Below are 20,000 nucleotides of genomic sequence, written 5' to 3' on the forward strand. Positions count from 1 at the left end.
CACCACAACAACTATCACCGGAAAAGGAGCGATTCTTCTATGAAACATCATCATATTTCTTTTAAAGAGTATACCATGGATAACCTCACGTTGCCAAGCAATATTGCCGATCTCATTCCACCGGATAATATGGCTCACGTGGTTCACGAGATGGTCGAGCGCATCCCGATGGAGACGTTTCTTCCTTACTATAAAGGCGGCGGTACCTCTTCTTATCATCCAAAAATGATGACGAAAATTATCCTCTACGCGTACACCCAAAAAATGTATCATGGCCGAGAAATTGCTCGACAATTAGAAGTACATCTTCCCCTCATGTGGTTGAGTGGGTTTCAAAAGCCGGACTTCCGTTCCATCAATCGATTTCGCTCCGAACGGATGAAAGGGCTGATTGACGACTTGTTCCGAGAAATGATCACCCTGCTTGTCGCGGACGGCTATGTCAACATGGAAGACTATTTCGTAGATGGGACGAAAATTGAAGCGAATGCCAACCGATACACGTTCGTTTGGCGGAAATCCGCCGAGAAATACCAAGAGAAATTACAAGCCAATGTGGATCAGCTCATCGCCCAGATCGATGCGATCGTGGAAGAAGAAAATGCGGAAGAAATCGACGCTTCCCCTGCTTTTACTTCAAAAGAAATCCGAAAGAAAACCGAGGAGTGGGAAAAACGTTTGGAGGCCGAGCCGGACAACCAACCGTTGAAGAAGGCCGTCAAGAAGATGAAGGAAGACTACTTGCCTCGCAGTGAAAAGTACGAACACCAACTCCAAGTATGCGGGGACCGCAACAGCTATTCCAAAACGGATGCGGATGCGACGTTTATGCGTTTGAAGGGGGACCACATGCGCAACGGCCAACTGAAGCCGGCTTATAACGTACAAGTGGGTTCTTCCGATCAGTTCGTTCTGGGGTATTCGCTTCACCAGAGACCCGGCGATACTCGTTGTCTTCTGCCACACCTAGAGACGGTTCGAGAGAAATATGGGGTGGTACCAAAACGCGTGACCGCTGACGCTGTCTATGGTTCCGAGGAAAATTACGTGAAACTCGAAGAGAAAAACATTTCCGCGTTTATCAAGTACAACACGTATGAGAAAGAGAACACACGCAAGGTCAAGAAGAACCCGCACCATCCACAGAATTGGACATACAAGAAAGAAGAGGACGTTTGGATTTGTGCGAACGGGAAAAAACTGGTCCGTATAGGAACTTCGAAGCAGACCACAGAATCTGGGTATACTTCGGTCATCCAGCACTACCAATGCCACGAATGCGAAGGGTGTCCGTTCCGCTCGGTCTGCACAACTTCCAAGTATGGACGTACAACGCAATGGAACCCCGTCTATCACGAACAGAAACAGAAGGCTCGTGAACGACTGGAAAGTGAAGAAGGACAAGCACGATACCGCCAACGCCAAACCGACATTGAGAGTGTGTTTGGGCAAATCAAGCAAAATCGCGGATTTCGTCGCTTTGTCCTCCGAGGCCTCCAAAAAATTTCCATAGAATGGGGGCTTATTTGCGTTGCCCATAATCTCCTCAAGAAAGCCGCTAAGGACAAACAACGGTCCTTAGCGGCATAAACAATGGAAACAAAAGGGGGCGAATCGCCCTTTTATTTAACAAAATATGTAAAAGTAAAGAAAACTGACTCCAAAAGTCCGCTTTTTAGCGGACTTTTGGGTCAGCCTCAGCGGTGTTGTTCGGTCGCCCGACAGTAAAAAAATGTTAACACTTCAATGTGCATTTATATTAGGAACGACTAGAAATAACATTTCTCCATTATAGAATGTATTTTTGAATAATGACTAAGGCGAGCACACCAGGAATGCCTAGAAAACCTGATACAGATGATGTAAATAAATTAATTGGGATATGAATGAAAGAACTGCCGATGGCATTTAAAGTAAATAATAACAACGCTCCAATGATTAATTTAATCGCTCCATATCCAATGAAACGAACAGGTTTTAAAGGAGTTCCGATCAATAACAAAATCACGATTGCACACAAAAAAAGCAGGATGACTATTTTTGGCTCCATACAATCCGCCCCTTCTTTATTGCTTGTACTACTCTCACATTATGCATGCAACGAAAAATAAAGAACAAAAAAGAGAGCTTATTTCGCTCTCTTTAACGTAACTCGACGGCGTTTTGCCTCTCGAATAAGAAAAAGGTATTTCGCTTCTGTAATTTTTGCGTCCATTAATACATCTCCCGAAGGCTCGATACTTTTTTCAATTAACTCTTTTTGTTTTATCCATTCGTTCCTCATCGCTTCTAATTGTTCCACTAATCGCTCATCAAATTGTTTTTTTAACCATCCTTTTCGCCGCCAAAACATGCCGACTCACCCCAATTAATTTCTATAGCTCACGCCGGCCTTCTAATGCTTTTGATAATGTTACTTCGTCAGCATACTCTAAATCGCCTCCGACTGGCAATCCGTGAGCAATTCTTGTAATTTTTATTCCTGTTGGTTTCAATAATCGCGATATATACATCGCGGTTGCTTCCCCTTCAATATTTGGATTGGTAGCTAAAATAACCTCTTGTACTGTTTCGTCTTGTAGCCTTTTTAATAGCTCCGTAATTTTAATATCCTCCGGACCAATGCCATCCATCGGGGAAATAGCTCCGTGCAATACGTGATATAATCCGTTATATTCTTTCATTTTTTCCATCGCAATGACATCTTTCGGGTCTTGAACAACGCAAATTGTTGTTTTGTCTCGCCTTTCATCGTCACAAATATAACACGGATCTTTATCTGTAATATGCCCACAAACCGTACAATACAACAAATTCCGTTTCGCATTGACTAATGCCTTTGCAAAATCCAATACCGTATCTTCTTTCATCGTTAGAACAAAAAACGCTAGCCTCACTGCTGTTTTTGGACCGATTCCCGGCAATTTCATAAAGCTGTCAATCAGTTTTGATATCGGCTCCGGATAATGCATGAAAAAATCCTCCTAGAATAAGCCCGGGATGTTCAATCCTTTAGTGAATTGCCCCATTGTGTCCGCTGTTAATTCTTCCGCTTTTTTAAGCGCATCATTTGTAGCAGCTAAAATTAAATCTTGCAGCATTTCGATATCTTCTGGATCGACTACTTCCTCTTTTATCTTTACTTCTAAAATTTGTTTATGACCATTCGCAATGACCGTCACCATTCCGCCGCCAGCTGTTCCTTCGACTGTTTTCTCTGCCAATTCTTCTTGAGCTTTTTGCATTTCTTTTTGCATTTTTTGCATTTGTTTCATCATTTTTTGCATATTTCCCATTCCACCCATTCCTCGCATCATTTTTCATTCCTCCTAGTTATTCTTTAATTTCAAGTAATTGTTCGCCAAATAATCGCTTTGCCTCTGTAATAAGCGCATCCTCTTCCTCTTGTTCTTTTTCGCGATGCACTCCTTTTTCTCGAATAAACTCTTCTCTTATTTTTCCCCATTCTTCATCAGGAACAGCGACCATTTCGAAACGACGATGTGTTAAATCGAATAAAATTGATTCTAAGTTTTCTTTTACGCCATTTGTGTTATCGGCGGCCATTTTGCAATGAATTTCATATTTAAACTTCAAAACAAACGCTTGCGGGCTTGCTGCGACCGGCTCTGTTTCTTGCAATAACGCTGCATGAGATACTTTATTTTGTTGCTTTAACGTATCAAGTATTCCCCCCCAATGGCTTTTAATTAGCGCTAAGTCTTGGTGAGTAGCTTGTTTTAATATTTCATAAATGCGACCGACTGGTGTTTTATAGGCGTTTGTTCGAGATGGCTTTGCCGTTTTTTTTGCAGGTGCAGGCGCATGCTCTTTTTCTGTTATAGGAATCCCTTGTTCTTTCAAACGTTGCAATTCTGTTTCTAGCTTCTCTATTTTTTTAATAAGCAATTCTGAGTTAGACGATGCCTGTTCTTGTTGGCAAAGTTTAACTAACGCTACCTCTAAAAAAATACGGGAGTGATTCGTCCATTTCATCTCCTGTTGGCTTTTATTTAATGTTTCAATCGTTTCATAAATGGCTGGAACAGAAACAAATTGTGCCAACTGTTGAAACACTGGATCGATAGCAACTCCTCCTTTTTGTAAATGAGGAGCGGTCTTATAGATGAGAAGATCCCGATAATAAAAAATCAAATCTTCAAGTAAACGATTCGGATCCTTTCCTTGGTTCATAAACTGTTCTACTAGCTGCAACGCTTTTGCCACATCTTTTTCGTGAATGGCCTGAACGACCGTTGCTAACATAGACGAAGATACGGCACCTGTCATCGTCAATACATCTTCAAGCATTACTTCCTCATTGCTAAACGAAATCGCTTGATCCAACAAACTCAATGCATCACGCATACCCCCATCTGCGGCTCGGGCAATTGCGAGCAACGCTTCGTCAGAGGCCTTTACTTGCTGGGCATCTAGCACCTGCCTTAACCTTGAAACAATGGAAGGAAGCTGGATTCTGCGAAAATCAAAGCGTTGGCACCGAGAAATAATCGTAGGTGGGATTTTATGCGGTTCAGTTGTTGCTAAAATAAAAATCACATGCTTTGGAGGTTCCTCTAACGTTTTTAACAAAGCGTTAAAAGCACCGATGGAAAGCATATGCACTTCGTCCACGATGTATACTTTATACCGTACTGAAGTAGGAGCAAATTTCACCTTCTCCCGAATATCTCGTATTTCGTCGACCCCATTGTTTGAAGCTGCATCAATTTCCAACACATCGGGAATCGACCCGTTCGTAATCCCGATACAAGCCGAACATGTGTTACACGGCTCGGATGTTGGCGCATGTTCACAATTAACCGCTTTTGCTAAGATTTTCGCAGCGCTCGTTTTGCCTGTTCCACGCGGCCCGGAAAAAAGGTACGCGTGAGATATTTTATTTTGAAGCAGGGCACTTTGCAATGTTTTGGTTACGTGTTCTTGACCGACGACATCGGCAAATCGTTGCGGCCGAAACACACGATATAGCGCTTGGTACGTCACAAAAATTGCCCCCTCTTTTCTCTCATCTTATTCATTATATAATGTCTTGAGCGTTTTTCAAAATAGAAAAAAACCCACTCGATACGAGTGAGTTTCCTTATGTATTCCTACCGTGCACCTTCCGTCGATTAGCTGCCCCAAGCGTTGCTCAAGCAGTTAGCTCGGTCCAGGCTCCCCCACGGCACATGGGAGTATCCGCTTACTGCTGCTTCCTTCCGGACCTGACAGGGTTCACGGAATCCCATTGCGTGGGACCCAGACGTCAACACCACTTACTTGAGACAGACCTCACAACAGACTAACCTTGGGAAGGGGTTCAGTCTCGCTAGAGCGGATTGCGAGTACAGGGCACCGCTACCTCCCCACCTAGCACGGTAAATATAGTATAACTTTTTTTTTTAAAAAAAGCAATGAACAGGAATTGTAAATTACTCGGAATAATTACCAATTATTTCATTGCGCTGCTTTTTTTTTTAGGCGTAACTGCCGAAAAAACTCACTTAACATTTGACCGCACTCTTCTTCCAGTACGCCGCTGACTACTTCCGATTGGTGGTTAAATCGTTTTTCTTGCAACAAGTTCATTAGCGTACCAACACATCCCCCTTTTGGATCGCTTGCACCAAACACGACTCGTTCAATCCGCGATAGAACAATTGCTCCCGCACACATCGCACAAGGCTCCAATGTCACATATAACGTCGTATTTTCTAGCCGCCATGATCCGATTCGTTGGCACGCTTGATCAATAGCAAGCACTTCCGCATGCGCCACCGCCCGCTGCATCGTTTCCCGTAAATTATGGGCGCGAGCAATTACTTCGTCATCTTTGACAATGACAGCGCCAATCGGGACTTCTCCTATTTTTTCTGCTTTTTTCGCCTCTTCAATCGCTAAACGCATATAATATTCATCGTTCATTTTTTAACCCTCACCAAATAACAGTCATGCCGTTTTTTCCTTCATCATAAAATAAAAAGCAAAAAAGAATCAACTAGGGAGGAAGAGGCATGCAAATTCACGTCATACAACGTGGACAAACGATATTTGGCATCGCTCAAGCGTATAACACAACCCCTCAAGCAATCGTTACCGCAAATAATATCCCCAATCCAAATGCACTCATCGTTGGTCAAGCGCTTGTTATTCCTATTACCGGTCGGTTTTATTGGGTGCAGACAGGAGATAGCCTTTGGACGATTGCACGGAAGTTTCAGATAACTGCTCAGCAACTTGCGCAAATCAATCACATTTCTCTCCAAACTCCGCTTTCTATCGGACAACGTTTATATATTCCACCGCAAAGAAAAAGAAGTGCTGAGTTTAACGGATACGTAGAGCCACGCAATTCTGTTATCAATCCTTCACTAGAAGCAAGTGCTCGGGATGTTGCTCCGTATTTAACATATTTAGCACCGTTCAGTTTTCGAATCCAACGAAACGGTACATTAAAAGAACCCCCTCTGAACAATTTTCCTTCTATCGCCCGCGCCAATAACGTCACATTAATGATGGTGATTACAAACATTGAAAACGACCAATTTAGCGATGAACTTGCGACCATCATTTTCAATGACGAGGACATTCAAAACCGTTTTCTCGGAAACATTGTCACCACCGCTAAAAAATACGGATTCCGCGACATTCATTTTGATATGGAATATTTACGCCCAGCTGACCGCCAAGCATATAACGCCTTTTTACGAAAAGCAAAACAACGGTTCCAACAAGAAGGATGGCTAATGTCGACTGCACTGGCACCAAAAACGAGTGCTACCCAAAAAGGACGATGGTATGAGGCACATGATTATCGTGCGCACGGACAAATTGTCGATTTTGTTGTCATTATGACATACGAATGGGGATATAGCGGTGGCCCGCCGCTCCCTGTTTCTCCTATCGGACCTGTCCGGAGAGTGTTAGAATATGCGATTACAGAAATGCCGGCTTCCAAAATTATGATGGGGCAAAATTTATATGGCTATGATTGGACATTGCCATACGTCCCAGAGGGAAAATATGCACAAGCAATTAGCCCACACCAAGCAATCCAACTTGCCTCCCGCTACAATGTTTCCATCGAATACGATCGAAATGCCCAAGCACCCCATTTCCGTTACCGTGACGAAAATGGCAACGAGCATGAAGTATGGTTTGAAGATGCTCGCTCCATTCAAGCAAAATTTGATTTAGTCAAAGCGCTTGGGTTAAGAGGGGTAAGCTATTGGAAATTAGGATTAGACTTTCCACAAAATTGGTTGCTTATTACAGATAACTTCCATGTCACGAAAAAGTAAGGAACACTTGGATATTTCACCCAAGTGTTTTTTCTTTTGTCAAGCCTAACTATCCATTCAAAATATATGTTAAAATAAACTCTGTCTGTCTAAATGGAAACGGAAGTTATTCAAAGCCAGACATTGATTTGTTAGCGGAAAAAGGGAGGAGCATGACATGGGGATTGTACCGTTTATTGCGGTAGAGGGTCCGATTGGCGTCGGGAAAACGTCGCTTTCGAAAGCAATTGCAGAACGGTTTCGTTATCATTTACTAAAAGAAATTGTCGATGAAAATCCATTTCTCGGGAAATTTTATAAAAATATCGATGAATGGAGTTTTCAAACCGAGATGTTTTTCCTTTGCAATCGTTATAAACAGCTAGAAGATATTAATCGTGATTTCATCCAAAAACAACAGCCTGTCGTCGCCGACTACCATATTCTTAAAAATTTAATCTTTGCCGAAAGAACGTTAAAGCAAGAACAATATAAAAAATATTTAAAAATTTATGATATTCTTACAACAGATATGCCGCAACCCAATATGATTATTTATTTAAACGCAAGTCTTGATACGTTATTGCAACGTATTGAAATGAGAGGACGGGAAATCGAAAAAAATATGGATCCGTTTTACTTACATGAGCTATCCGTAGCGTACGAACAAACGATGGAATCATTTGAAAAAGCAAACCCTCACGTTCCAGTTCTTCGTTTCAATGGGGACAAGCTTGATTTTGTACACCGCCCATCCGACTTGCTTTATATATTGGAACAAATAGAAAATCGATTAAAAGGAGCTAATTGCCATGAACTTACGTGAGAAATACGGGATTCCACACGATGCTGTCATTACTATTGCCGGAACCGTCGGTGTCGGAAAATCTACAATGACAAGAGCACTTGCTAACGCGTTACAATTTCGCACATCTTTTGAGAAAGTCGACACAAATCCATATTTAGATAAGTTTTATGCTGACTTTGAAAGATGGAGTTTTCATTTGCAAATTTATTTTCTCGCGGAACGTTTTAAAGAGCAAAAGCGAATTTTTGAATATGGTGGAGGATTTGTACAAGATCGATCGATTTACGAAGATACAGGAATTTTTGCTAAAATGCATTTTGAAAAAGGGACGATGACAAAAGTCGATTATGAAACGTATACAAGTTTATTTGAAGCGATGGTTATGTCCCCTTATTTTCCACACCCTGATTTGCTCATTTATTTGGAAGGGAGCTTTGAAGAGATTTTAAAACGTATTCGTGAGCGCGGACGACCAATGGAGCAGCAAACACCAATAGAGTATTGGAGGGAAATGTATTTAAGATATGAGCGCTGGATCAATCGTTTTAACGCCTGCCCTGTGTTAAGGATTAACATTAGCGATTACGATATTTTAGAAAATGAACAGTCCGTTGAGCCAATTGTCGAAAAAATTGCTTATATGCTTGACCAATCTCGTTATTTAAAAAAATAGCCGCCTATATTTAGGCGGTTTTTTCAACGGCATTAGGCAAGGAGTCCCCCACCTCTAAGCGAAGGGAAGGTGGGGGAGGAATTGCCCTTTTTTATTTTTTGCACGAAAAACGGTTCATTCTTTCAGTAATATATGGTATAATTGTATATATAATGAAAAAAGGAGGTGAAACGTATGGAATTGGTCGTCACCGCTAAAATTCGGTTGTTACCAACGGAAGCTCAACACCTGCAACTCGTTGAAACGATGCAAGCGATGAAACAAGCGTTGAACTTTGCATCGAAAGTCGCATACGAACACCATCTGCTTTCCTCGTTTAAGAAACTGCAAGTCTTGGTGTATCGAGACTTGCGAGAGTTGTTCGGACTAAAATCACAAATGGCGTGTAATGTGTGTACCATTGTCGCAGGTGTCTATGCGTCCATGAAATCCAATGGCGAACGCACGCTAGCGGTGTTTAAAAAGCCTAAACTCCAATATTCGTACAATCGAGACTACTCGTTTACGAAAGACGGACAGATGAGCATTGGCACGCTAAACAAACGAATCAAAATGCCTTTTCTTACAAAAGGGCAGGAACGCTATTTCGATGGCTCTTGGGAGTTTGGCACAGGTACACTTGTGTACAAAAAAGGCAAATTCTACTTGCATGTCGCAGCGAAAAAAGTGATCCATCCCCCTTCGGTGTATCAACACGTGGTCGGTGTGGACATGGGGATGCGCTTTTTAGTGACCGCTGTGGATTCACGCAACCGTCATTTGTTTATCAAGGGCAATCACATTCAGAGCGTCAAAGCACGATACGTCCGACTTCGCAAAGAGCTCCAACAACGCAACACGAAATCCGCTAAACGCAAGCTAAAGAAAATCGCTGGACAAGAAAACCGTTTCATGACCAATGTCAATCATTGTGTCAGCAAGGCACTTGTTCAGTTTGCAGGAAAGCATAGCTTGCTTGTCCTAGAGGATTTGACAGACATCAACGATACGGTGTGCGTTCGCAAAAAAGACCGATACGTGCGATTCACATGGGCGTTCGCTCAACTCCGCTCGTTCATTGAATATAAAGCACGACTACACGACAGCCACGTCCTTGCCGTTCCTCCTGCTTACACGAGCCAGCAATGCCCAACCTGTGGGTTTACACATAAAAACAACCGCAAAAAACAGATCCATACGTTTATATGTGGGGCATGTGGCTATACATCCAACGATGATCGAGTAGGGGCGTTAAACTTACGCCAAAAGGGAATCGAGTACCATCATGGCGTGACCGCCCAAGCATGACTTGTGTGGTCGGGGTGCCGTCAACCACCCTCATGCAACCCCACGCGAAGGAAGGAGGACGAAGTCCGCTTGCACTTCTGGGGAGTTGCAAGCCCCCACTTCAAGCGTTAGCTAAGTGGGGGTAGTTGACTAAAAAATTCGTTACAAACTGTAACGAATCGTCTCGAATAACAATCTCCATTTATGCGCAGTGGTGTTTCTAACTAACTAGATGGCGGAGGAGGAGGGATTCGAACCCCCGCGCGCCTCTCGACGCCTCTCGGTTTTCAAGACCGACCCCTTCAGCCAGACTTGGGTACTCCTCCGTATCGACAACATTTAATATAGCATTTCCTAATGGGTAAGTCAATATGTTATTATCGGATTTCTCAATAAAAAAACGAGCAGGCGATGGCGTAGCCTGCTCGTTTCGTTTAGCCAATCACTTCTTTATTGCCCATATAACGACGCAACACTTTCGGAATGACGACTGTGCCATCTTCTTGCTGGTAATTTTCTAAAATGGCGGCAACTGTCCGTCCAATTGCTAATCCAGACCCGTTAAGCGTATGAACATGCTCGGGTTTCGCCTTCGGATCGCGGCGGAAGCGAATATTTGCCCGCCGCGCTTGAAACGCTTCAAAATTGCTGCAAGACGAAATTTCGCGATACGTTCCATAGCTTGGAAGCCATACTTCAATATCGTATTTTTTCGCCGCTGTAAATCCTAGGTCGCCTGTGCACATGCTCATCACACGGTACGGAAGTTCTAATAGCTGTAATACTTTTTCCGCATGACCTGTCAATTTTTCTAGCTCTTCGTATGAATCTTCCGGTTTTACAAATTTCACAAGCTCTACTTTATTAAATTGATGTTGCCGAATTAATCCACGCGTATCTCGACCGGCAGACCCTGCTTCCGAACGGAAACATGCGCTATAGGCGACATAATTTAACGGCAATTGTTCAGCTGATAAAATTTCGTCTCGATGTAAATTAGTTACAGGAACTTCCGCCGTTGGAATTAAGAAATAGTCTTCGCTTTCCACCCGAAACGCATCCTCTTCAAATTTCGGCAACTGCCCTGTTCCAGTCATGCTAGCACGATTCACAAGATAAGGAGGAAGCACTTCCACATACCCATGCTCTTCGACGTGAAGATCAAGCATAAAATTAATAAGTGCCCGCTCTAACCGCGCCCCAAGCCCTTTGTAAAAAACAAAGCGGCTTCCTGTCACTTTAGCGGCACGTTCAAAATCAAGAATACCGAGCTGATCGGCAATATCCCAATGGGGCTTTAGTTCAAATGAAAACGTCCGCGGTTCGCCCCATTTGCGAATTTCGATGTTATCATTTTCTGACTCCCCGATTGGCACTGATTCGTGCGGAATGTTTGGAATCGATAACAGCATTATTTCTAACGCTTCTTCCACTTTCCGCAACTCATCATCTAACGCTTTAATACGGTCGCCGACCTCACGCATTTCCGCAATTAAATGATCAGCTTCTCTCTTTTCCCGCTTTAACACTGCGATTTGCTGTGATACTTCATTGCGCTTATTTTTTAATTCTTCTGCCTTAGCAATTAGCTCACGACGTTTTGTATCGAGTTCTTCAAAACGGGCAAAATCGGTTAAATCTTCACCACGATGTTTCAGCTTTTCTTTTACTTCGGCAAAATTGGCACGTAAAAATTTTAAATCTAACATGTTCTTCTCCTCCTTTAAATGTGAATAAGAAAATCGCAAAGCGCCCGCCTATCAGCGAAGAGCGCACAACCCCCACCGAGGAGGCTCAGCCCAAGCAAAGCTTGGGTTTGCGTGGGATATTTCAAGGAAGCGAACTCCGTGTGTCGCCGCCGAAAGAATGGGCGGAGCGTATCACACCGATGGCGTTTGGAGCTATACTCCCTATCCAATCGTAAAATTTTATACTTTCTTACCTTAAAATAAAAACTCCCGTCCCTATATTAAGGGACGGGAGTAACCCGCGTTGCCACCCTACTTGAAGACAAATCGTCTTCCGCTCTCATCGATAACGGTGTTTACCGGAAATGCTTACTAGTTGTTAAACATTCGGCATTTCACTCAAGGATGGATTCACAAGCGTCCTTCATCGGTTTGCACCACCCACCGACTCTCTGTAGAAGAACATTCTTGCTACTAGTTCCTCTCATCGCTTTACCCCATTTTTGATAATAATGTACTACAAGGATTAACAAGATGCAACTGTTTTATGCTTTCGACTCTTTCACCATTTGGATGAAATATTTTGTCATCCGATGGTCATCCGTCAATTCTGGATGGAACGAACAACCTAAAAACTGTTCTTGTCTTGCTGCTACAATTCGCCCTTCGTGCTTAGCCAAAATCTCAACATCTTCGCCGACTTCTACAATGTGTGGGGCACGAATAAACACCCCAACAAAATCATCCGCAATTCCAGCAATTGATAACTCTGCTTCAAAACTTTCACGCTGTCTTCCGAATGAATTGCGCTCGACCGTTACATCCATTACTCCAAGGTGAGGCTCTTCGTATCCCACGATGCGCTTTGCTAAAATAATTAAGCCCGCACACGTTCCAAACATCGGCTTCCCTTGTGCCGCAAATTGTTTTAACGGCTCCATAAATCCATATTTGTCCATCAGACGGCGCATCGTCGTGCTTTCGCCGCCAGGGATAATTAAGCCATCGATTTCTTGCAATTGCTCCGGTTTTTTTACAACAATCGCTTCTGCGCCACACGCTTCCACAGAGCGGGCATGTTCCCGTACCGCTCCTTGTAATCCTAACACACCGACTTTCATCATCACTCGTCTCCTTCATTACCAACCACGTTCTTGCATGCGTTGTTCTGGTAATAAAGAGGAAATGTCGATTCCTTTCATCGCTCCTCCTAATCCTTTCGATAGGTGAGCAATTAACTCATAATCTTCGTAATGAGTAGTCGCCTCAACAATCGCACGTGCATATTTCTCAGGATTTTCAGATTTAAAAATACCTGACCCTACAAATACACCGTCTGCTCCTAAATACATCATTAATGCAGCGTCTGCTGGGGTTGCTACGCCACCTGCTGCGAAGTTAACGACAGGAAGACGACCAAGACGTTTAATTTCTAATAACACTTCAAATGGCGCCCCTAAATTTTTTGCTTCTGTCATTAACTCATCTTCGCTCATGCTGACTACTTTACGAACTTGCGCGTTTACTTTGCGCATATGACGAACCGCTTCGACAATATTTCCTGTTCCCGGTTCTCCTTTCGTGCGCAACATCGAAGCGCCTTCTGCAATTCGGCGAGCGGCTTCCCCTAAATCACGACAACCGCAAACAAATGGAACCGTAAATTGACGTTTGTCAATATGGAACTCCTCGTCTGCTGGAGTTAACACTTCGCTCTCATCAATGTAGTCTACACCTAGCGCCTCCAACACACGCGCTTCTACATAATGACCAATGCGCGCTTTCGCCATAACCGGAATCGAAACAGCTTTCATGACTTCTTCAATCACAGTCGGATCCGCCATACGCGCGACGCCTCCAGCTGCACGAATATCTGCTGGAACGCGCTCTAGCGCCATAACCGCTACCGCTCCTGCCGCTTCCGCAATTTTTGCCTGTTCTGCATTAACAACGTCCATAATGACGCCGCCTTTTTGCATCTCTGCCATCCCACGTTTTACACGTTCAGTACCTGTAATCGCCACTTGTAATTCCTCCTAATTCTATTATGTAGTCTTATTTTGCTTCATTTTACGGGAAAATAGCAAAATCTACAACCAATAACCTTGATTACATTTCTTTATTTTACCTCAATTTTTTCAAAAATCACAATAAAAAAGTAGAAAGCCCCCATTTTTTCTGGGAGCTTTTGTTTAAAACCAACCTTTAACCGTTTTCGCAACACTTGTCCACACATCGCTAAATAGACCGCCAATTCCTCTCATCATTAATACAAACCAATTTGCTTTTTCCACACTTGTCTTTGTCACTACATCTACTTTCACTTCATTTTTAAAGCTTGGCGCTAAATACTCGTTGGAGTCTGTACCTGTGTATTTTATCGTCATATATCCTACAGTTGTTCCTTTTTTCACAGGTGCCGTAAGTTCTTTTTTCTCGAATACATATACTGGCTTATATTTTTTTTCTTCGCCGTTTTTTACGATAAGCGTAAGCGGCTGTTTTGTCACGATCGCGACAACTTTTTCTTTTCCTTTCTCTACCGGCAATGTACTATTCCCTTTTTGTTCGTATCCCGCCGGATAAAGTTCTTTCAACGAATAATTACTGAACGCGTAGTCAAACAATTTTCTCGTCTGTTCAAATCGTGCACCAATGCTTGATTTTCCGTTCGTTTTCGCATTCATCACAACGGTAATAAAACGCATGCCATTTCGCTCTGCTGTCCCTGTAAAACAGTATCCAGCAAATTCCGTATATCCTGTTTTTAAGCCGTCTACCCCTTCATACGAGTAAATAAGACCAGGCAACATCCAGTTCCAGTTATCCATCTTAATTTGGTCATCAGTACCTTCCCGAAAGATTTTTTTGGGGATACTCGCTGTTTGCAACACTTCCGGATATTCTTTCAGCAAATGATACGCCAACATCGCAACTGACCGAGCGGACATAACGTTTTCCTCGTTTTCGTTCGTCCCTTGAGGGTGCAGCCCTTTTAAGTCTTGATTGCTTAGCCCTGTTGCATTGACAAATTTATATCCTGGAAGACCAAGTTGCTTTGCTTTATCATTCATCATTTTAACAAAATTTTCTTCTGATCCGCCAACAATCTCAGCAATCGCCACTGTCGCAGCGTTAGCAGAGTAAATCGCCATTGCCTCATAAAGCTCACGAACAGTATATTTTCCGTCCTTACGAAGCGGAACGTTAGACAAATCGCGATCTTGCGAAAGTCGATAAACGTAGTCGCTTGGCGTATACTGCTGGTCCCACTTAACATGCTTCTCTTTAATTGCTTCAAGCAACAAATACTCCGTCATCATTTTCGTCATACTAGCAATTCCAAGTACGGTATCAATATTTTTCTCGTACAAAATCCGACCTGTTTTCGCATCAACGAGAATTGCTGCATCTGCTTCAATATTTAATGGATCTTGCATTGCTTTAGCGTTGCCAAATGGAAATATAACCGAAAATAACAAGGCAACAATGAACCCCATAATGATCTGCTTCTTCCGTTTCACGTTTGTCCCTCCTCACACAACCGATATTGTAACATATCTATCCGCAAAAAAATAGACGGAGGAACATTCCTCCGCTTCAATTTCAAAACAAAAAAGATATTAAGAGAGAGAATAGTTTGGTGCTTCTTTTGTAATTTGTACGTCATGCGGATGGCTTTCTCTTAATCCGGCGCCTGTCATGCGGATAAACTGCGTCTTTTCTCGCAATTCTTCTAAATTTCTCGTTCCACAATACCCCATTCCCGATCTCAACCCACCAACCAATTGGTAAATCGTATCGGCAAGCGGTCCTTTATATGGTACACGGCCTTCAATGCCTTCTGGGACAAATTTTTTATTATCTTCTTGGAAGTATCGGTCTTTGCTTCCCTTTTCCATCGCTGCTACCGACCCCATACCACGGTACACTTTAAAGCGTCGTCCTTGATAAATTTCTGTTTCCCCAGGGCTTTCTGTTACGCCCGCCAACAAGCTTCCAAGCATGACCGCATGCGCGCCGGCCGCTAACGCCTTCACAATGTCACCTGAATATTTAATTCCTCCATCGGCAATAATCGGCACCCCGTACTTCCGTGCCTCTGTCGCACAATCATAGATAGCGGTAATTTGTGGAACACCGACCCCTGCGACAACGCGCGTCGTACAAATAGATCCTGGTCCGATTCCAACTTTAATAATATTTGCACCTGCTTCAATTAAGTCGCGTGTCGCCTCTGCTGTCGCGACATTCCCAGCAACAATATTTAATGACGGATATTGCTCGCGAATTTTCCGAACGGTGTCAATAACTCCTTTGGAATGGCCATGCGCTGTGTCGACAACGATGACGTCAACATTCGCCTCAACAAGCTTTTTTACACGCGTCATTGTGTCTGCCGTAACCCCAACAGCCGCACCAACTAACAAACGCCCTTGCTTGTCCTTCGCTGAATTTGGGAATTCGATCACTTTTTCAATATCTTTAATTGTTATTAACCCTTTAAGAACACCATTTTCATCGACAAGCGGTAATTTCTCGACTTTATATTTTTGTAAAATTTTCTCTGCCTCTTCTAACGTCGTTCCAACAGGAGCAGTGATTAAATTTTCTTTCGTCATCACGTCAGAAATTTTAATGGAGTAATCTTGAATAAAACGTAAGTCTCGGTTTGTAATAATTCCCACAAGCTTTTGTTCGATTTCATTATTAACGATTGGAACACCAGAAATGCGATATTTCCCCATTAAATGTTCTGCATCATACACTTGGTGCTCCGGAGTTAAGAAAAATGGATCAGTAATGACCCCTCGTTCAGACCGCTTGACTTTATCTACTTGCTCCGCTTGCTGTTCAATCGACATATTTTTATGGATAATTCCTAATCCGCCTTGGCGAGCCATCGCAATTGCCATCTCAGCTTCTGTGACCGTATCCATTCCTGCGCTAATGATTGGGATATTTAGTTGTAATGTCGGGCTTAGTTTGGCTGTAACGTCCACATCGCGAGGCAGTACTTCTGACTTAGCAGGAATAAGCAAAACGTCATCAAACGTTAATCCTTCTTTTAAAAATTTAGATTCCCACATGTTTTCTCCCCCTTATCCGGAAATATTATTAGTAGCTTAACAATTGACGAAAATACTGTCAAGAAATCGTTAAAATGTTCAACTTTTCAATCAATTTTATTTCATGATAAAGGAGGAAAAAAAGGTGTTGCGCTATCAACATATTTGGGAATCGTTCACTTCTTTTCATTCAACTAGTATCGTTCAACCATTTTTATATCGTTGCTATACAAAAATAGGAAGAGAAGACGCAAAACAAAAAAGCTATACGAATTGTGACACGTTTCTTTATTATTTAGAGCACGGAAAAAACTTTTATTTAACCGCTCGCAATTCCCCGATTTCCATTCAACCGGTTCTTTTGTTCTATGGGATCGCTCAGCTTTTGAAAGCATGTATTCTTACTGTTGATGCAGATTATCCTGATTCGTCATCCGTTTTAGCGCATGGCGTTTCTGTTAGAAAACGAAAAAAACAACAATATGATTTTTTTACTGACGAAGTAAAAATTCAAAAATATGGATTGTTTACTCATTTTTCTGAAAAAATGTTTCATGTGAAACAAATAAGCGGAGAAAAAATTCATATGAAGGTATTATTACAACGAATAGGCGAGCTACATGAGTTATTTGAAACATATTACGGCCAGCCATTATCAAGAAAAACTATTTACGATCCTTTCCGTCAATCGCTTTTCATTCCTAACATCATTTTAGACGATTACCATATGACGTTTGAACGTTTTATCAGCTATCTCACTAAAAAATGGGGATGGATTCAAGCAGGAGATGTGCATCTAGAAGGGAAGTATATAAAAGTAACGTGTCACCATGAACTCAGTATTTTATGCGAACCGCTTATGTTAGATATAAACGATGGCGTATATCGCATCCCAACCGTCCGAGAAAAACTATTTCAGTGGCCGGAAATAATGGCTCATTATTTATTATTATATAACTTAAGCATGATTTCTCGTTATGAAACAGAGTGGTGGGGAGAATTATTGCATTCCTATTCTAGTGAAGCTTATCCGTTTATTCATAAATTTTTATCGGTCACAGCAGAAAAAAGTCCTCGACTACTATATGAATATTTACATTCTCTAAGAAAGACATGGGATGCTTAACTGTTTATGTCGCCGCGGAAAGAAGGGGCGAAGCGCATCACACCGATGGCGTTTGAAGCTAGACAGTTCTCTACCCAATCGCAAAATTTTATACTTTCTTACCTTATAAAGAAAAAGACTGACTAAACGTTTGTTTAGTCAGTCTTTTCTGCCTAGCAACGTCCTACTCTTGCAGGGGCGCGAGCCCCAACTACCATCGGCGCTGGAGAGCTTAACTTCCGTGTTCGGGATGGGAACGGGTGTGTCCTCTCCGCCATCGTCACTAGGCTGGTGAAGGATTGTTCCTTCAAAACTAGATAACAGGGGCAGAAGAAAAGGAGTCGCCTACGCTTTTCGTCATGTCTAGCTCCGAACTAACATCCTCCTCCGCGTCCGCTTTCTCCATCGACGTGCAAACACGTCTTCGTCGAAAGCTTGCGCTTCCGTCGGATGTTCCCTTGGCTCCGCCAAGGACCGTTCTCCGCTTTTCTATGGTTAAGTCCTCGATCGATTAGTATCCGTCAGCTGCACGTGTCGCCACGCTTCCACCTCGGACCTATCGACCTCGTCATCTTCGAGGGATCTTACTCGCTTACGCGATGGGAAATCTCATCTTGAGGGGGGCTTCACGCTTAGATGCTTTCAGCGCTTATCCCTTCCGCACATAGCTACCCAGCGGTGCCCTTGGCAGGACAACTGGTACACCAGCGGTGCGTCCATCCCGGTCCTCTCGTACTAAGGACAGCTCCTCTCAAATTTCCTACGCCCGCGACGGATAGGGACCGAACTGTCTCACGACGTTCTGAACCCAGCTCGCGTACCGCTTTAATGGGCGAACAGCCCAACCCTTGGGACCGACTACAGCCCCAGGATGCGATGAGCCGACATCGAGGTGCCAAACCTCCCCGTCGATGTGGACTCTTGGGGGAGATAAGCCTGTTATCCCCGGGGTAGCTTTTATCCGTTGAGCGATGGCCCTTCCATACGGAACCACCGGATCACTAAGCCCGACTTTCGTCCCTGCTCGACTTGTAGGTCTCGCAGTCAAGCTCCCTTCTGCCTTTACACTCTACGAATGATTTCCAACCATTCTGAGGGAACCTTTGGGCGCCTCCGTTACGCTTTAGGAGGCGACCGCCCCAGTCAAACTGCCTACCTGACACTGTCTCCCACCCCGATCAGGGGTGCGGGTTAGAACTTCAGTACGACAAGGGTGGTATCCCAAGGGCGACTCCACCGAGACTGGCGTCCCGGCTTCTCCGTCTCCCACCTATCCTGTACATGTCGTACCAAAATTCAATATCAGGCTGCAGTAAAGCTCCACGGGGTCTTTCCGTCCTGTCGCGGGTAACCTGCATCTTCACAGGTACTATAATTTCACCGGGTCTCTCGTTGAGACAGTGCCCAAGTCGTTACACCTTTCGTGCGGGTCGGAACTTACCCGACAAGGAATTTCGCTACCTTAGGACCGTTATAGTTACGGCCGCCGTTTACTGGGGCTTCGGTTCGCACCTTCGCTTGCGCTAAGCGCTCCCCTTAACCTTCCAGCACCGGGCAGGTGTCAGCCCCTATACTTCGCCTTTCGGCTTCGCAGAGACCTGTGTTTTTGTTAAACAGTCGCTTGGGCCTTTTCACTGCGGCTCTCTCGGGCTTTTCACCCAACAGAGCACCCCTTCTCCCGAAGTTACGGGGTCATTTTGCCGAGTTCCTTAACGAGAGTTCTCCCGCGCACCTTAGGATTCTCTCCTCGCCTACCTGTGTCGGTTTGCGGTACGGGCACCTCTCTCCTCGCTAGAGGCTTTTCTTGGCAGTGTGGAATCAGGAACTTCGGTACTAGTTTTCCCTCGCCGTCACAGCTCAGCCTACTCAAGCGGATTTGCCTACTTGAGGCGCCTAACTGCTTGGACGCGCACTACCAGTCGCGCGCTTGCCCTATCCTCCTGCGTCCCCCCATCGCTCAAACGGAGAGGAGGTGGTACAGGAATCTCTACCTGTTGTCCATCGCCTACGCCTTTCGGCCTCGGCTTAGGTCCCGACTAACCCTGAGCGGACGAGCCTTCCTCAGGAAACCTTAGGCTTTCGGTGCAGAGGATTCTCACCTCTGTTTT

General features: G+C 43.7%; 17 protein-coding genes, 1 tRNA gene, 2 rRNA genes, 1 other RNA gene and 1 other annotated feature (1 of these 22 running past the window's edge). Of the genes, 6 read left to right on the top strand and 15 right to left on the bottom strand.

The window, feature by feature from the left end; genetic code table 11:
- Positions 1-39: 39 nt before the first annotated feature.
- Positions 40-1,590, top strand: a complete 1,551-nt coding sequence (locus GFC30_RS00855; RefSeq protein WP_179946280.1) for an IS1182 family transposase — start codon at positions 40-42, stop codon at positions 1,588-1,590.
- A 199-nt stretch (positions 1,591-1,789) separates the two neighbouring features.
- Here the strand turns inward: GFC30_RS00855 and GFC30_RS00860 are convergent, their stop codons facing one another.
- The 7 genes from GFC30_RS00860 to tadA form a co-directional block, all read right to left on the bottom strand.
- Entirely contained in the window at positions 1,790-2,050 is a 261-nt protein-coding gene (locus GFC30_RS00860) for a pro-sigmaK processing inhibitor BofA family protein (protein ID WP_066322250.1), read from the bottom strand.
- Between the two features lie 78 nt (positions 2,051-2,128).
- Positions 2,129-2,353, bottom strand: a complete 225-nt coding sequence (locus GFC30_RS00865) for a YaaL family protein (RefSeq protein WP_066322252.1) — start codon at positions 2,351-2,353, stop codon at positions 2,129-2,131.
- A gap of 22 nt (positions 2,354-2,375) precedes the next feature.
- Positions 2,376-2,972, bottom strand: a complete 597-nt coding sequence (gene recR / locus GFC30_RS00870; protein ID WP_066322253.1) for a recombination mediator RecR — start codon at positions 2,970-2,972, stop codon at positions 2,376-2,378.
- Between the two features lie 12 nt (positions 2,973-2,984).
- On the bottom strand, positions 2,985-3,317 hold the full coding sequence (locus GFC30_RS00875) for a YbaB/EbfC family nucleoid-associated protein (RefSeq protein ID WP_066322255.1): 333 nt from the start codon (positions 3,315-3,317) through the stop codon (positions 2,985-2,987).
- 16 nt (positions 3,318-3,333) lie between these two features.
- Positions 3,334-5,007, bottom strand: a complete 1,674-nt coding sequence (gene dnaX / locus GFC30_RS00880; RefSeq protein ID WP_066322257.1) for a DNA polymerase III subunit gamma/tau — start codon at positions 5,005-5,007, stop codon at positions 3,334-3,336.
- A 110-nt stretch (positions 5,008-5,117) separates the two neighbouring features.
- An RNA gene (gene ffs, locus GFC30_RS00885) (signal recognition particle sRNA large type) lies at positions 5,118-5,382 on the bottom strand.
- 78 nt (positions 5,383-5,460) lie between these two features.
- A complete protein-coding gene (tadA, locus tag GFC30_RS00890) occupies positions 5,461-5,928 on the bottom strand; it encodes a tRNA adenosine(34) deaminase TadA (protein ID WP_066322260.1) in 468 nt (155 codons plus the stop codon).
- A gap of 89 nt (positions 5,929-6,017) precedes the next feature.
- Between tadA and GFC30_RS00895 the strand changes: the two genes are divergently transcribed.
- The 4 genes from GFC30_RS00895 to GFC30_RS00910 all read left to right on the top strand — a co-directional run bounded on the left by GFC30_RS00895 (position 6,018) and on the right by GFC30_RS00910 (position 10,051).
- Entirely contained in the window at positions 6,018-7,304 is a 1,287-nt protein-coding gene (locus GFC30_RS00895) for a glycoside hydrolase family 18 protein (protein WP_066322262.1), read from the top strand.
- Between the two features lie 157 nt (positions 7,305-7,461).
- A complete protein-coding gene (locus GFC30_RS00900; RefSeq protein ID WP_066322264.1) occupies positions 7,462-8,109 on the top strand; it encodes a deoxynucleoside kinase in 648 nt (215 codons plus the stop codon).
- Entirely contained in the window at positions 8,096-8,764 is a 669-nt protein-coding gene (locus tag GFC30_RS00905; protein WP_066322266.1) for a deoxynucleoside kinase, read from the top strand. The genes GFC30_RS00900 and GFC30_RS00905 overlap by 14 nt, the downstream gene beginning before the upstream one ends.
- Before the next feature lie 174 nt (positions 8,765-8,938).
- Complete coding sequence (locus GFC30_RS00910; protein WP_066322269.1) at positions 8,939-10,051, top strand: RNA-guided endonuclease TnpB family protein; 1,113 nt, start codon at positions 8,939-8,941, stop codon at positions 10,049-10,051.
- Between the two features lie 212 nt (positions 10,052-10,263).
- On the opposite strand, the gene GFC30_RS00915 is transcribed toward GFC30_RS00910, so the two are convergent.
- The 6 genes from GFC30_RS00915 to guaB all read right to left on the bottom strand — a co-directional run bounded on the left by GFC30_RS00915 (position 10,264) and on the right by guaB (position 16,808).
- A tRNA-Ser gene (locus tag GFC30_RS00915) sits at positions 10,264-10,356 on the bottom strand.
- 108 nt (positions 10,357-10,464) lie between these two features.
- Complete coding sequence (gene serS, locus GFC30_RS00920) at positions 10,465-11,739, bottom strand: serine--tRNA ligase (protein WP_066322271.1); 1,275 nt, start codon at positions 11,737-11,739, stop codon at positions 10,465-10,467.
- Positions 11,740-11,999: 260 nt separating this feature from the next.
- Positions 12,000-12,215, bottom strand: a binding site (T-box leader).
- A 48-nt stretch (positions 12,216-12,263) separates the two neighbouring features.
- On the bottom strand, positions 12,264-12,842 hold the full coding sequence (gene pdxT / locus GFC30_RS00925; protein WP_066322274.1) for a pyridoxal 5'-phosphate synthase glutaminase subunit PdxT: 579 nt from the start codon (positions 12,840-12,842) through the stop codon (positions 12,264-12,266).
- A gap of 15 nt (positions 12,843-12,857) precedes the next feature.
- The gene (pdxS, locus tag GFC30_RS00930) at positions 12,858-13,742 is read right to left on the bottom strand and encodes a pyridoxal 5'-phosphate synthase lyase subunit PdxS (protein WP_066322275.1); all 885 of its coding nucleotides are present in this window, start codon (positions 13,740-13,742) and stop codon (positions 12,858-12,860) included.
- 168 nt (positions 13,743-13,910) lie between these two features.
- Positions 13,911-15,242: a serine hydrolase gene (locus GFC30_RS00935; RefSeq protein ID WP_066322276.1), complete on the bottom strand. Its 1,332-nt coding sequence runs from the start codon at positions 15,240-15,242 to the stop codon at positions 13,911-13,913.
- Positions 15,243-15,341: 99 nt separating this feature from the next.
- Positions 15,342-16,808 (bottom strand): IMP dehydrogenase, encoded by a 1,467-nt coding sequence (gene guaB / locus GFC30_RS00940; protein WP_066322277.1) that lies wholly within the window; start codon positions 16,806-16,808, stop codon positions 15,342-15,344.
- Positions 16,809-16,932: 124 nt separating this feature from the next.
- Between guaB and GFC30_RS00945 the strand changes: the two genes are divergently transcribed.
- A complete protein-coding gene (locus GFC30_RS00945) occupies positions 16,933-17,913 on the top strand; it encodes a YaaC family protein (protein WP_066322279.1) in 981 nt (326 codons plus the stop codon).
- A gap of 150 nt (positions 17,914-18,063) precedes the next feature.
- Here the strand turns inward: GFC30_RS00945 and rrf are convergent.
- Together rrf and GFC30_RS00955 are read right to left on the bottom strand one after the other, a co-directional pair.
- Positions 18,064-18,180: ribosomal RNA gene (rrf, locus tag GFC30_RS00950) — 5S ribosomal RNA — on the bottom strand.
- 203 nt (positions 18,181-18,383) lie between these two features.
- Positions 18,384-20,000, bottom strand: a 23S ribosomal RNA gene (locus tag GFC30_RS00955) (it continues 1,308 nt past the right edge of the window).

Origin of the sequence: Anoxybacillus amylolyticus (assembly GCF_001634285.1) — a bacterium.
GTDB classification, from domain to species: Bacteria; Bacillota; Bacilli; order Bacillales; family Anoxybacillaceae; genus Anoxybacteroides; species Anoxybacteroides amylolyticum.